Origin of the sequence: Occultella gossypii (assembly GCF_019947135.1) — a bacterium.
GTDB lineage: Bacteria > Actinomycetota > Actinomycetes > Actinomycetales > Beutenbergiaceae > Occultella > Occultella gossypii.
In genome coordinates this window covers 185325-199894 of sequence record NZ_JAGSHT010000022.1, presented here as the reverse complement: position 1 = coordinate 199894, position 14570 = coordinate 185325, and the positions used below count along the sequence as shown (strand labels likewise).

Genomic DNA, 14570 nt, shown 5'->3' with positions numbered 1-14570 from the left:
GCGCCCGCGCACACGACCTACCCGACCACCCTGGTCCACGCGGGTGAGGGCAACGTGCGCGAGCTCGGCGAGCAGCGCACCTCGAACCGGCGCACCCTGAACCAGTACATCCATGCCGACGGCGTGAAGTCCTGCCAGGTGGTGATGGGCGTGACCAGCCTGCACGAGGGCAGCATGTGGAACACCATGCCCGCGCACACCCACGACCGCCGGATGGAGGCCTACCTCTACTTCGACCTCCCCGAGGACGCGCGGGTGCTGCACCTCATGGGCGAGCCCACCGAGACCCGGCACATCGTCATCGCCAACGAACAGGCCGTCATCTCCCCCAGCTGGTCGGTCCACTCCGGTGTGGGCACCAGCGCCTACTCCTTCGTGTGGGCGATGGCCGGGGAGAACCAGTCATTCGACGACATGGACCACGTGCAGATCACCGAGATCCGCTGAACCGACCGATCGTTGGGCGGTCGAGTCCCGTAGACCTACCGAACGGGCTCGGCCGCCGATACGATCGAGGATCAACGTGATCGGGACCCTGGGACCTCGACACGCCGCATCCATCAGAAGGTGTCGATGAGGGCACGGCGACCGGTTGGTGGACGCTCGGTCCCGTTCGTGGTCCGGCCGGTGCACATGCCAAGGCCCGCGTGAGGTTCGCCGAGGTCCGGGCCGGGCTGCACGGCCGCGCGGACGAGACAGCGAGGCTGGACGCGCTCCTGGCGGCCGTGCGGGCCGGCGAGAGCCGAGCGCTCGTGCTCCGCGGTCCGGCGGGGATCGGCAAGTCGACCCTGCTCGAGTACACGGCCGAGCACGCGAGCGGGTTCCGCGTCGAGCGAGCGGTAGGGATCGAGTCCGAGCTGGAGCTCGCTTTCGCAGGTCTGCACCAGCTGTGCCTCCCGCTGCTCGACCACCTCGACCAGCTCCCTGAACCTCAGCACGCCGCCTTGTCCACGGCCTTCGGAATCAGCACCGGGAACCCGCCGGATCGCTTCCTCGTCGGCCTCGCCGTGCTGAACCTGCTCTCCGTCGTCGCCGAGGACCAGCCCCTGCTCGCCCTCGTCGACGATGCCCAGTGGCTCGACGAGGTCTCACTCCAGGTGCTCGCGTTCGTGGGCCGTCGGCTGCGCGGCGAGTCGGTGGCACTGGTCTTCGCCGTTCGCCCGGACCAGCAGCACCAAGCACTGGTCGGGCTCACCCAGATCCAAGTCTCTAGCCTTCAGGACCAGGACGCGCACGCACTCCTCGACTCGGTCCTGAACGGACCGCTCGACGACGCGGTCCGCGACCGGATCGTCGCCGACAGCCGCGGCTGCCCACTCGCGCTCATCGAGCTGCCGAGCGGACTGACGCCCTCGCAGCTGGCGGGCGGGTTCGGAATCCCCGGCACGCTGCCGATCAGGAGCAGCCTTGAAGAGGCGTATTCGGCGCGACTCGCTCCCCTTCCGGCGGGGACGCGAACCCTGCTCCTGGCCGCGGCACTCGAACCGACCGGGGACATCGCGACGCTGTGGCGGGCCGCCGAGGAACTCGATGTCGGCGCAGAGGCTGCCGGAGCCGCCGAGGCCTCCGGGCTCGTGGAACTGCGCTCACGGGTGCGCTTCAAGCACCCGCTGGTGCGGTCCGCCGTCCACCGGGCAGCGGATCCCGGCGAGATCCGGCGGGTCCATCAAGCCCTCGCCTCGGTCACGGATCCTGACCGCGATCCGGACCGGCGGGCATGGCACCGATCGCTTGCGGCCGAGGGGCCGGATGAGTCGGTGGCGGGTGACCTGGAGCGTTCCGCTGGAAGGGCACAGGAGCGGGGCGGTCTCGCCGCTGCTGCAGCCTTCCTCGCGGCGGCCGTCGGACTGACCCTCCGTCCGGAGCGCCGTGGGGCGCGTGCCCTGGCGGCGGCACAGGCCAAGTTCCAGGCCGGTGCGAGCGACGAGGCCCTCACCCTCCTTGCCCTGGCGCAGAAGGAGCCACTGGACGAGCGCAACGCCGCGCAAGCCATGTTGCTGGACGGGCAGATCGCGTACTTCGCCAGCCACAGCCGCGCGGCGGCGCCGCTGCTGATGTCCGCCGCTGGGCGGTGGCGGCGGCTCGATCCGGCGGTCGCCCGCGACGTGTACCTGGACGCCATCGCGGTGGGGCTGGTGGTCGGTCGATTCGCCGGTGAGGTCGGACTGGTGGAGGTGGCGAGGGCCGCACACGAACTGCCCACCTCGACCGAGCGTGCGGGGGACGTGCTCCTGAATGGCTTCGCCACCGTCCTCACGCAGGGTTATGCGGCAGGAGCACACCTGCTCAAGCAGGCGCTGACGAGACTTCGGGACGACGTCCTGCCCAACCAGGACATCCGCCTGCTCTGGCTCGGCACTCATGCGGCGAGGGACCTCTGGGACGACGAGACCTGGGATCTCCTGTCCGCCCGCCATATCCGGACGGCCAGGGCAGCGGGGGCTCTCGCCGCACTTCCCAGCGCGCTCTCCGCCCAGATCGGCCTGCATCTCGCGGCGGGTGAGATCACGGCAGCACGCCTGTTGGTCGAGGAGACCGCCGAGGTCGCCGCGGCGGCAGGGACGAGCATCCCGCCGTACGGCGCGATCGCACTGGCCGCGTGGCAGGGTGACGAAGCCACGTTCTCGAAGCTGACGTCGGCCACGCAGGCGGCCACCTCGGCCCGCGGCGACGGTCTGGGCATGGCCATCGTGCAGTACGCCGGTGCCGTCCTGCACAACAGCCGCGGCGACTATGGGCGTGCGCTCGCCGAGGCGGAGGCCGGCGCCGCCCATCCGAACGACCTCTGCTACGCCACCTGGTCTCTGGTCGAACTCATCGAGGCCGCATCCCGGAGCGGCGAGACCGCGCGCGCAGCCTCCGCGGTCGAGCGCCTGGCCGAGTCGACACAGGCCAGCGGCACGGACTGGGCGCTCGGGATCGAGGCCAGGTCCAGAGCACTGGTGAGCGACGGTGATACCGCCGATGCGCTGTACCGCGAGGCCATCGGTCGTCTGGCCGCCACCCGGGTGCGGATGGAGCTCGCCCGCGCTCACCTCCTCCACGGGGAGTGGCAGCGCCGGGCCGGGCGTCGGCTCGATGCCCGCGACAACCTCCGCACGGCCCACGAGCTGTTCATCGGCTTCGGTTCCGACGCCCTCGCCGAGCGCGCCCGCCGGGAACTGGTGGCCACGGGCGAGACCGTGCGCGCGCGCAGTGTCGCCACCGAGCACGAGCTCACCGCCCAGGAGTCTCAGATCGCGCTGCTCGCCGCCCAGGGGCGCACGAACCCCGAGATCGGCGCGGAGCTCTTCCTCAGCGCACGCACCGTCGAGTGGCACCTCGGCAAGGTCTACCCGAAGCTCGGCATCGGCTCCCGGCGCGCACTTCGACGCGCCCTCGCCGAGATCGGCTGAGGCGCCGTCTCCTGCCCCCACCCTCGGGGCGGTGCAGCAGTGGTTCCCAGGGCCCGGGCCGTGGCCGACCCGGGTGTTCCACAGGCGCGCCAACCACCACCGGCTCGTGACGATGAACGGGAACATCCACCGCTTCATCACACGACCTGGAGCACTCCATGGAACTGAAACTCGAACCGATCGTCGTCCCGGTGGCCGACGTCGCAACCCTGTTGGAGGCGTCGATCCTCGTCGGGTCGGGAGTCGCCCGGACCCGCGTACCAGGACGATGAGAGTCTCGCTGCGAGCGCTGCTCGGACTCGTCCGGACCAAGGACCGACCGGCGGCACAGACTCAGGACGAGCTCGCCGTCGTCCGTTACGACTACCTCCTCGGCCGGACCAGGACCGCCGACCTGGAGCGAGTGCACACCCGGGCCTACGCGAACCTGACCGAGGACCAGCGCGACCTCCTGTTCGACCAGCTCCTCGCACGGGCCTCGGCGTGGTCCGAGCAGCCCTCGCGCACAACGTCCCATGCTCCTTCGGCACCCAGTCCTGATCGCAAGAACCGGACGAACGGCCGCCTGCGCCGTTGGTTCGGGTTGGACCTGACGGGTGGGCCCGCCGGCCCCGGCTCCGCCGACTCGGTGTTCGGTGCCATCTTCGCGCTGGGCGTCCCGTTCTTCTGGTTCTCCCAGCCCACGCCGCCGCCCGACGAGCCGACCGATCACCGCCGTGCCGGCTCCTGAGGAATCGACCGGAGTGGATCAAGGCCGCTCGCCCAGGCTCCCTTTCCTGGGAATACATGCGCAGTCATGTTGTTGGACCCGTACAACACCCCGCAGAAAGGCGGACACCATGCAGTTCGGAATCTTCACCGTCGGCGACATCGCCCCGGATCCCACCACCGGATACACCCAGAGCGAGGCGGAGCGCATCAGCAACATGGTGCGCATCGCCCAACGTGCCGACGAGGTCGGCTTGGACGTGTTCGCGGTCGGGGAGCACCACAATCCCCCGTTCGTGCCTTCCTCGCCCACCACCCTGCTGGCGCACATCGCGGCCTTGACCCAGCGCATCATGCTGAGTACGTCGGTCACGCTGATGACCACGAACGACCCGGTCAAGATCGCCGAGGACTACGCGATGCTGCAGCACGTGGCGAAGGGCCGGCTCGACCTGATGGTCGGGCGCGGGAACACGGTGCCGGTCTATCCGTGGTTCGGCAAGGACATCCGTCAGGGCGTGGCTCTCGCACTGGAGAACTACAACCTGCTGCACCGGCTCTGGCGCGAGGATGTCGTCGACTGGGAGGGCAGCTTCCGCACCCCGCTGCAGGGCTTCACCTCGACCCCGCGGCCGTTGGACGACGTGCCCCCGTTCGTCTGGCACGGCTCCATCCGTACCCCGGAGATCGCGGAACAGGCGGCGTTCTACGGGAACGGCTATTTCGCGAACCACATCCTCGCGCCGAACCTGCACTTCAAGCCGCTCGTGGACTTCTACCGCGAACGCTTCGAGCACTACGGGCACGGGACCAAGGAACAGGCGATCGTCGGCCTGGGCGGCCAGTCGTTCATCGCACGGCGCTCGCAGGATGCCGTGCAGGCATTCCGACCCTACTTCGAGAACTACCCGCTCTTCAGGGGAAGCTCTCTCGACGACTACATGACCCAGACGCCACTGAGCGTGGGCAGCCCACAGGAGGTCATCGACAAGACCCTCACGTTCCGGGAAGGGTTCGGCGACTACCAGCGCCAGCTCTTCACCGTGGACAGCATGGCACTGCCGGTGGAGGTCGCCCTGGAGCAGATCGAGCTGCTCGGCACCGAGGTCGTGCCGGTGCTGCGCAAGGAGATGGCGTCGCGACGCGCGCCCGGCGTTCCGGCGGCACCCACGCACGCCGACCTGATCACTGCGAAGTACGGCGACGCCGAACCCCGCCAGCCGCGCCCGAACCCGAACCGCGGCGACAACCTCTCCGGAGCCTCCCCGTACCAGGACAGCGACCCTGCCGTGGCGGCCAGTTTCCCGATGGCGGTCTGAGGGATGCCGAGCGACTTCCGGCTGGCGAACGAGGCATGGGAGGCCTACTACCGGACCCAGGCGACGATCGCCCGCGAGCTCACCGACGCGGACATCTGGCACGGGTTGCTGACGCGGGAGTACGCCGTGCTCCACGCACTCTCGGCCGCTCCGGAGGGTCTGCGCATCACCGAGTTGGGTGAGGACGTGCTCATCACCCAGCCGGGCATGTCCCGCCTGATCGCGCGCCTGGAGGCCCGCGACCTCGTCGAGCGTGCCGCGGACTCCACCGACGCCCGGGCCCGTCGGATCCGGCTGACCGGGGACGGTGCCGAGATGCAGCGGCGGGTCGGCGCGAACGTCGCCCGTCACATCGCCCAGGCGCTGACGCGCGCACTGGACACCACGCAGCTGGCAAGCCTGCGCGACCTGAGTCTCACCCTGCTCGCCGGAGCGAGCGGCCCCGCGGCGGGCCGGCAGCGGGAAGTCCTCGAAAGGAAACCCTCGTGACCAACAGCCCGTCCCGCAGCGGCACGGACCCAGCAACGGATGCACCGATGCGCCTGGTCGTGATCAGCGCCGGCGTGAGCGACCCCTCCTCCACCCGGCTGCTGGCCGATCGCACGGCGCAGAAGACCCTCGACCTGCTCGGTGAGTCCGGCACGGCCGCATCAGTCGGTGTCATCGAACTCGGCCCGCTCGCGGTCGACATCGCCCGAGCGATCGTCTCGGGCTTCCCCGGCGAGCGCCTGCAGGAGGCGATCGCGAGGCTCGCCGCCGCCGACGCCGTCATCGCCAGCACCCCCGTCTACAAGGCCGGCATCAGCGGCCTGTTCAAGTCGTTCGTCGACGTCCTCGACAACGACCTGCTCATCGCCAAGCCGGTCATCCTCGCCGCAACCGCGGGCACGGCCCGGCACGCCATGGTGGTCGACGAGCAGCTCCGGCCACTCTTCGCCTTCCTGCGCGCGCTGCCGGTTCCCACGTCGCTGTTCGCCGCACCGGAGGACTGGGGCTCACCGGCCCTCGGCGACCGGATCGAGAGGGCCGCCACCGAGATGGTCCTGACGCTGCGCAGTGGCGTCGGGCGTTCGATCGCGGACAGCGCCTGGACCGGCTATCAGCATCAGTTCTCGGGGAACGCGACCCGCTCCGAACGGTCCGCGTCGGACGTGGACTTCAGCACCGACCTGATGCGGCTGGCGGCCGGTGGGCTCGGCTGAGGCCCGGCATCGGATCCGCGCCGGATCGGCCGGGCTGCGCCTACCGCACCGCGCTGCGCCAGGCATCGACCTCGGCGAGCAGCGGGTCGCGCGGTTCGTGGTCGCGGAAGGACGCCCGGAACGAGTTCGCCGGCCGAGCACGTCACGTTCGCGTCGTCCGACACCGCAACACCGGCCCGGTTCTACGGGTTCTCGGCGCCCGCGCACACGACCTACCCGACCACCCTGGTCCACGCGGGTGAGGGCAACGTGCGCGAGCTCGGCGAGCAGCGCACCTCGAACCGGCGCACCCTGAACCAGTACATCCATGCCGACGGCGTGAAGTCCTGCCAGGTGGTGATGGGCGTGACCAGCCTGCACGAGGGCAGCATGTGGAACACCATGCCCGCGCACACCCACGACCGCCGGATGGAGGCCTACCTCTACTTCGACCTCCCCGAGGACGCGCGGGTGCTGCACCTCATGGGCGAGCCCACCGAGACCCGGCACATCGTCATCGCCAACGAGCAGGCCGTCATCTCCCCGAGCTGGTCGGGGCACTCCGGTGTGGGCACCAGCGCCTACTCGTTCGTGTGGGCGATGGCCGGGGAGAACCAGTCCTTCGACGACATGGACCACGCGCAGGTCACCGAGATCCGCTGGGGCGCGGCCCCGCGCAGCGTCTGAAGCGCCTGTAGCCGGACGAGCCGGTCAGCCGCGAGCCTCGATGGCGGCCATCATCTCCGCGTTGACCTCCGCGCCGATCTCGTCGTTGTACTTCTGGACCGCACCCTTCAGGTCGTCGAGCGTCTTGCGCCCGAGGATGTAGCCGGTGCGGACGTCGAGGATCTCCTGCTCGTACTGGCCGTTGCGCTCCAGGGTCTCCGACCGCAGAGTCACGCACGGATCCGGGACCAGCCCGGTCGCGAGCTCCTGCTGCAGCTCGTGGAAGCGGGTGTAGGTGTCCTGGACGGCCATCTCCGGGGCGTACAGGGTCTGCGGGGCTGTCGCCACGTACTTGAGGTTGATCGCCAGGTCGGCCGCCTTGTCCTGGATCGGGGTCGGGGACCCGTTCTCTATCGTGTACTGCTCGCCTTCCAGGCCGAAGCTGATCGTGGTGTACTCCTGCGACCCGAACGGCGCGGCCAGGTAGTCGAGGATGTTGAGGTACTCCTCGACCTTGGCCTTCTCCAGCCCCTTTTTCAACGCGTTCACCGAGAAGATCCCGGTGTTCTGCATCGCGTGGACCTTGGAGCCGTCCTTGGTCCACGGGGCCCGCGCGCCCAGCGGCACGTCCGGGTACTGTGCGGCCGACGACACCGCTGATATCCCGTTCTCACAGGCGGCGATGGTGCCGTTCCAGAACAGCGTCTGCTGCTGCGAGACCTGCATGCCCGGCGTGTCGGGGTGCAGGTAGCCGAGGTCCCACACCTGCTTCACGAAGTCGGTGCCGTCGAAGTAGCCGGGGTGATCCCACTCGCGGGTGAGCGTGTCGCCGTCCAGATGCCACTTGTTGGGCTGCTCGTACATCCCGTTGACGGCGTTCTCCATCCAGCCGTTCTGGACGGCGGCGAAGGCATACTGCTGCTTCGAGGTGTCGGTCATCGCCTCGCCCCACTCCAGGAACTCCTCCTGGGTCTTGGGAAATTCAGCGAACCCGGCCTGCTCGCTCCGGTCCATCCGCACGTACATCACGCTCGGGAACTGGGGGCGTGGGATCGGGACGCCCCACAGGATCCCTTGGTTGACGGCGTTCTTCCACGATGCAGTGGGGATGTTGGCCAGGTTCGGGTACGTCAGCACCGCGTCACCGGACAGGTACTCGGTGAGGTCGGTGAACTGACTCTTGATCAGTTCGCCCATACGGGGCAGCGGCATCCACAGCGGGGCCTGGATGATCTCGGGCAGTTCACCACCGCCGGCAATGACGGTGGAGAACTTCTCGACGTAGTCGTCGGCCGGCACCAGGTCCGGGATGAATGTGACGCCGAGGTCGTCGTTCATCCGCTGCCAGTACGAGTTCTGGTCCATCGGCGTGGGCGGCGTGGAGTAGGTCATCAGCATCGCGCGCAGTTCGCCACCCGACCCCGTCGGGTGCTCGACCGCCTGGTACGGCGGGTCCGGGTAGGAGAAGTAGACGTCCTGGACGATTCCGTCCCCAGGAAGGTCCGGCATCACCGTGGCCTCGATCTTCTTGAACGTCGGCAGCTCGACGCTGCCGCCGTCGCCGCCAGACGATCCGGCTCCTCCTCCGTCATCGCCGCCGCCACAGGCGGAGAGGACGGTCGCGGAGACGGCCAGACCGGCCGAACCCGCGAGGAAGCGTCGTCGACTGAGGGTCGGGATCTGAAAATCCGACATGGAAGGTTCCTTTCAGAGGTGAACTACAACGAGGGGAGGTGATGGGAAGGTGATCAGCCCTTGAGGGCTCCGGTGAGCACACCCTTGGTGAGGTGTCGCTGCACGAACGGGTAGACCAGCAGCACCGGGATGATCGCGATCACGACCACGGCCATCTGCACGGCTTGGGACGGGGGCGGGATCTCGCCCGTGTTGTCGAGAGTGAGCGGCGCTCCCTGCAACACGTAGGTCCGCAGCACCAACTGCAGCGGCCAATTGGAGGTGTCGCGCAAGTACAGCATCGCGTTGAAGAAAGCGTTCCAATAGGTGACGCCGTAGAACAGGCCGACCACGGCGATCACCGACTTCGACAGCGGCACAGCCAGCCGGGTCAGGACCCACCACTCCGAGGCGCCGTCGATCCGAGCCGCTTCGAACAGTTCCGGTGGCAGGTTCATGATGAAGCCGCGCACGATCACCAGATTGAACGCGCTCAGCGAGGTCGGCAGGATCAGCGCCCACAGGGTGTCGAGCATGCCGAGGCCCTGGACGACGACGTACAACGGGATGATGCTGGGGGCGAACAGGAAGGTCAGCAGCACCGTCATCAGCAGGCCGCGGTGCCACAGGGTGCCTACCCGGGACAACGAGTAGGCCGCCAGGACGGTGACCACCAGACTGATCGCGGTGCCGGCCGCAGTGACGACGATCGAGACCAGCAGCGACTGGGTGACCACCCCCCCGGTGAGGATGCGGGTGTACGCCTCCAGGCTGATCTCGGTCGGGATGACCACCAGCCCGCCGGCATCGGTGATGGCCTGCCCGGTCGACAGCGAGGTCGACACCACGATCAGGAACGGGAACAGCACCAGCGCGATCAGGATGACGAAGGCGACGACGCGCAGAATGTTGGTGAGCGGTCCGGGGCGGTGACCCCAGATCGGCGGGGCGTACTTGCCTCTGGTACGAAACTGAGTCGCCTCAGCGGTCAGCTTGGTCCCCGCGGGCGTCGGTGTCCCGGCCGGGGAAGCGTCGGAAGCCCGTGCAGCGGTGTCAGACCTCACCGGCTCACCTCCTCGTGCTCTTGTAGATGCCGTCTTCGCCCAGCAGGTGCGCGAACTTGTTCGCGGCGAGGATGAGGATGAGGCCGACCACGCCCTTGAACAATCCGGCAGCGACACCGACGGACCAGTTCCCGGCGACCACGCCGTGGTAGTAGACGTAGGTGTCGAGCACCTCGGCTGCGGCGGGGCCGACCGAGTTGCGCTGCAGCAGGAACTGCTCGAACCCGACACTCAGGGCGTCGCCCAGACGCAGGATCAGCATCAAGATGATGATCGGGCGGATCCCCGGCAGGGTGATGTGCCACAGTCGGCGCCCCACCCCGGCCCCGTCCATCGCCGCCGACTCGTACAACGCGTCGTCGATGGCGGTCAGGGCTGCCAGGAAGATGATGGTGCCCCACCCGGCCTCCTTCCACACCGTCTGGCCCACGATCATGAACTTGAACAGCTCGGGGTTCTGCATCAGGTTGACCGGGTCCAGCCCGTTCTGGGCGAGGAACTGGTTCAACACACCGGCAGAGCCGAGGGTCTGCTGGAAGAAGCCGACCACGATCACCCACGACAGAAAGTGCGGCAGGTACAGCACCGACTGCAGGAACGACCGGAGCCACGGATGCAGCAGCGAGTGCACGAAGAGCGCCAGCATGACCGGGATCGGGAAGAACAGCAGCAGGTTCAAAGCGGTGAACACCAGCGTGTTGGCCAGCGCCAACCAGAAGTCGCCGTCGGCGAACAGCCGCTCGAAGTTCTCGAACCAGACCCACCCGTTGTCGAGGAACGGCACGAACGGCACGTAGTCCATGAACGCGATCACGTTGCCCAGCAGTGGGATGTAGATGAAGAGCAACATCAGCGCCACTGCCGGCACAATCATCACCAGCAACGGATAGTCACGTCGCAGCCGCGTCACGAACGGAACCGACCGGTACGCGACAAGCTCACCATGTCGGTCAGTCACGGCGGTCCGAGCCACCTGGCCTCCTTCGGTCAGTGCCACACATCGGTAGCGAGCCCGTGCCGGGCTCGGCTGTTCGGGGTCGGATGGTGGCCTCCTTCTTCGCCGCCGTGCACCTGTCGTCGCCGAGCTTGATCGGCACGGTCATCGGGAGGTCGAGGTGACGAGGATGGTCGCCAGACTGGTCGGGTAGCCGAAGGTCCGCCACTTCCTGATCTTGACCTTGTCCCCGAGTAGCCCCAGCGCATCGCGGCCCCACGGGTTGTTGAAGAGGTAGACCCCGTCGAATCCGGCCGCGTAGAACTCGTGAGTGCGCAGTTGGTAGCCGTGCGCATCGACGTTCTTCCTGGAGGTCGTACCTACCGGGATACCGCGCTCGGCAAGCTCATCTTCCAGCGGGGTTGCATCCCGGCCTTGGAGCGTCGCTTCAATGCACCCGTAGAGAGCGACCGGTGTTTCAGCGACCAGATCGACGAAGTCAGCGAGCTCGTTCGTCCAGAAGTTCTCCTGGGTCGCGGCCGACGGCACCAGGATGTCGATGAGTCCTTCCGAGACCCAGGTCTCGACGTCCAGTCCGTAGTCGAAATACCAGTTGCGGGGGATCCGCACCATCACCTTCTGGGCTGGCAACGCGGCTCGGACCTCCCGAAGCAGACTGGTCACAGGTTCACAGCGGAACGCCAGCCATCGCTCGATCCCGGCCACTGTGGTCTCCAGCCTCGGATCCACGCCGTACTCCTCCTGGTAGGCGCTGACCAGGGGCGGATCCCAGCCGACAACATCCGGGTAACGGCAGAGGTCCAGCATGACCCCAGCGATGTTCGGAAAGGAGCCAGCCTCAACCAACAGGTCAAGAATGTATGACTGCATCTCCGGATAGGCATAACTGAGCCGGAAACTCGTAGAGCCGTCGAAGTTTTCCCGCCCATATTCCGGATAGAGATCGGCATACTTCTTGCCGTTGAGCCCGGCGCGATAGGTGGGCGAGTAGTTGCCACTTGCCCGGAGCGAGGCAAAGGTTTCCATGCCATAGGAAGCGCCCTCATCGGCAACAGTGGCGTGCGGCACGACGCCAGCATCATTGAGGCCGATCAGCCGGTCGATCACGGTCCGGTCTGTGGCCAGCAGCCCTGACCACAACTCGGGCGACATCCATTCTTTGGACTCACGGGGGCCAATGGCCACAGAACTGTTGTAGTTCGTGAGGGTGGTCCCCAGCAAGCAATAGGAGATGGCGCCAACGTCGTGGCCGCCGAATTCGGCCACTCGCGCTCTGAGCTTGGCCTCAGTTGTGACGTTGCGGTAGGCGTATTCACTGTAGCCGTCGTTGTCGATCATCATTCGTGTGCCTGCGGCACCTTCGTCTGGTTCCTGTGCAAGGGCAGTCTCTTCGGTGGTGAGAGAACGGAACCGCAGATAGGCGACGCGACTCACCTTATCCGTCACAGGTTGCAGGATGACCTCTGGGGCGGCGCTCAGATCGAACGCGCCGAGGTAGGACTCGGTGATGGCGCCGGGTCCATAACTGTCCGGCTCAGCCAAGGTGCTGATAGCAACCGTGGTGGTCTGTCCACCGATGGTCGCGCTGATGGCTTCGCTGCCGGACACACATCCGACCGAGACGGCGCACCATCCAGCGAGGGTGGCTGGAATGGTGAGCGGCCCGGCCGATGCCGATGACTCAATGAAGACACCACTGGCTTGTTCACCGTCCCACGTATAGTCAGAGACCAACCACCCGGCCGCGGCGGCGTCCTTCCCCGTGCTGTCGGTAGCCTGATCGACGGCGACGAACAGATAGGAGCCGCCGATTCCTTGCGCCACATCCCCAGGCGACAGCATGATCACTGATTCCGGAAGCCACAACTTCTGCTCTGCGGTTGCCACCGTCGATTGAGCTCGCCGAAGCGAGGCCTGGCAGACCAACTCACCCGACACACCGACCGCAGAGACGGCAACTTGCACCTGGAGCGTCGTCACGGGACGGCTCTCGGTTCGCGTCAACTCTCCATCAGCATAGAGTTCCCACTGAAGTGATAGCGAACCATCTGCCAGCCACCGCGGATCGACGTCGTGCAATGAAACGACGGTGTCCAATTGCGCAGCATCTGAGGTGGGAAGCACGGTGACCCCGGTAACAGCGGGCCGGAACCACGGCACCTCGGACCCCTCGATGAGCTTGATGTAGGTCAGGTAGATCTCGGCGTGTGCGTCACTGCTCTCGCTGGCGTCGACCGTGAGGGTGAAGCCCGTATCGGGACCCCTGCGGCCAACCCTTCCCGCATTGTCCAGAACGGCAACCTTAGTGCCGTTCGCGGAGACGGCGAGACGACCGGTCGAGTCAGTTCCGATCCTCCAGACGTCATAGCGCTCGGGGTCCGGCGTCGGCAGGTCGTATGTTTGAGGCCTTCCGCGGAAGTCCATGATCGTCAAGGTATCTGCGGTCCAGACCAGTTTGTACGTCCGCCTGAACCTGTGGAGCAACAGGACCAGGCCCTGATCAGTCGAGTCCGGGTTGTATGTGGGTATGGAGGCAAATCGCGCGGCGAACTCCACTGTCCATGGTTTCCGGCTCCGAGCGGCCTCGGTGTGCATCGATGCCGCGCCGACACCCGCGTAGAGCAGGTATTCGCCAGGAGCGATCTCTGGGGTTTCGATCCCGCTTCCAGGGCCCGTGCTGTCAGCGATATAGGCATCGGCCGATGCCGGAGTCACACTCCAGAAGTCGTCGAGCTCGCGGGCGTCGTCGACGACGATGGTCTGGGAGGTGATGTTCAACTCGATCATGTCGAGGTAGACGCGGGTCTCTCCCGAGACAGAGTCGTATCCATTGGCTGCCAGCTCGATGCCGGTGTTGCTCGCTGCCAGAATCTGGCCCACGCCCACGAACTCAGCGACCCGAGAACCGTCGCGGTACACGGCGAGGGAGTCGAGTCCGTCGAAGGAGAGTTCCCAGTCGTGGAAATCGGTCGGCTCAGAGTCGGTGAGCTCAACAGTCTGCTCGGCTCCAGATGCCATGAGACAGGTGATCTGGTTGGTGTCGTGGATGCGCAGTTGATACCGCCGCGTCGTCCCAACGACGTCGGCCGCCGTGACCCTGATGACAAAACCGCGCGGCCGCACCGTGCTGTAGGTGTCTCGGCTGACCATGAGCTCGTCGATCCGAGCCCGGACGCTCAGTGCCCACGATGCGCCACTGATCGGAAGGCGTTTGGTGATCGAGTACGGAGAATCGTGATGCGTCGCCAGGATGTCTGAGTAGAGCAGGTAGTTGCCTTCGTCGACCGGCAGCAGTGGCACTTCTGGCGGATCACCGAGTGAACGCGCGTGATCGGTGATGTAGGCACCGATCAGGGGTTCGTTGCCCGCCCATCCCGCAGCAGCCAGGTTCGTACAGTCGTCGCTGAAGAGGGTGGTGACGACTTCGCCAGGTGCATCCGACGGATGCCGCCGGCCGGGGCGTGCCCACGATGCGCTTGGCGATGCGACCAGTAGCGCACCCGTGCCGACAGCGCCGGCCAGCACTGCGCGTCGCGAGACAGGAGTAGCTACTGGATTGTTCATGGGACTCTCCTTCATTGGGTAGTTCCTTGATCTGTGTCGGACGT

11 protein-coding genes are annotated in these 14570 nt (G+C 66.9%); 7 read left to right on the top strand and 4 right to left on the bottom strand.

Annotated features, from left to right (window positions below; genetic code table 11):
* The 7 genes from kduI (KCQ71_RS22920) to kduI (KCQ71_RS22890) form a co-directional block, all read left to right on the top strand.
* On the top strand, positions 1-447 hold a 447-nt coding region (gene kduI, locus KCQ71_RS22920), incomplete at its 5' end, for a 5-dehydro-4-deoxy-D-glucuronate isomerase (RefSeq protein WP_223410801.1).
* 200 nt (positions 448-647) lie between these two features.
* Entirely contained in the window at positions 648-3395 is a 2748-nt protein-coding gene (locus tag KCQ71_RS22915; RefSeq protein WP_223410799.1) for an ATP-binding protein, read from the top strand.
* Between the two features lie 268 nt (positions 3396-3663).
* The gene (locus KCQ71_RS22910; RefSeq protein ID WP_223410797.1) at positions 3664-4125 is read left to right on the top strand and encodes a hypothetical protein; all 462 of its coding nucleotides are present in this window, start codon (positions 3664-3666) and stop codon (positions 4123-4125) included.
* A 109-nt stretch (positions 4126-4234) separates the two neighbouring features.
* Entirely contained in the window at positions 4235-5422 is a 1188-nt protein-coding gene (locus KCQ71_RS22905; protein ID WP_223410794.1) for a CE1758 family FMN-dependent luciferase-like monooxygenase, read from the top strand.
* Between the two features lie 3 nt (positions 5423-5425).
* A complete protein-coding gene (locus KCQ71_RS22900; RefSeq protein WP_223410792.1) occupies positions 5426-5911 on the top strand; it encodes a MarR family winged helix-turn-helix transcriptional regulator in 486 nt (161 codons plus the stop codon).
* On the top strand, positions 5908-6624 hold the full coding sequence (locus KCQ71_RS22895) for a CE1759 family FMN reductase (protein ID WP_223410790.1): 717 nt from the start codon (positions 5908-5910) through the stop codon (positions 6622-6624). The genes KCQ71_RS22900 and KCQ71_RS22895 overlap by 4 nt, the downstream gene beginning before the upstream one ends.
* A gap of 24 nt (positions 6625-6648) precedes the next feature.
* Positions 6649-7290: a 5-dehydro-4-deoxy-D-glucuronate isomerase gene (gene kduI, locus KCQ71_RS22890; protein WP_223410811.1), complete on the top strand. Its 642-nt coding sequence runs from the start codon at positions 6649-6651 to the stop codon at positions 7288-7290.
* A 24-nt stretch (positions 7291-7314) separates the two neighbouring features.
* Here the strand turns inward: kduI (KCQ71_RS22890) and KCQ71_RS22885 are convergent, their stop codons facing one another.
* From KCQ71_RS22885 to KCQ71_RS22870, 4 genes are all read right to left on the bottom strand, one after another.
* Complete coding sequence (locus KCQ71_RS22885) at positions 7315-8964, bottom strand: extracellular solute-binding protein (protein ID WP_223410788.1); 1650 nt, start codon at positions 8962-8964, stop codon at positions 7315-7317.
* A gap of 53 nt (positions 8965-9017) precedes the next feature.
* Positions 9018-10007 (bottom strand): carbohydrate ABC transporter permease, encoded by a 990-nt coding sequence (locus KCQ71_RS22880; protein WP_223410786.1) that lies wholly within the window; start codon positions 10005-10007, stop codon positions 9018-9020.
* Positions 10008-10011: 4 nt separating this feature from the next.
* Positions 10012-10881, bottom strand: coding sequence for an ABC transporter permease (locus KCQ71_RS22875; protein ID WP_223410809.1), 870 nt, complete (start codon positions 10879-10881; stop codon positions 10012-10014).
* A gap of 225 nt (positions 10882-11106) precedes the next feature.
* Positions 11107-14526 (bottom strand): family 10 glycosylhydrolase, encoded by a 3420-nt coding sequence (locus KCQ71_RS22870; protein WP_223410784.1) that lies wholly within the window; start codon positions 14524-14526, stop codon positions 11107-11109.
* Between the last annotated feature and the right edge of the window lie 44 nt (positions 14527-14570).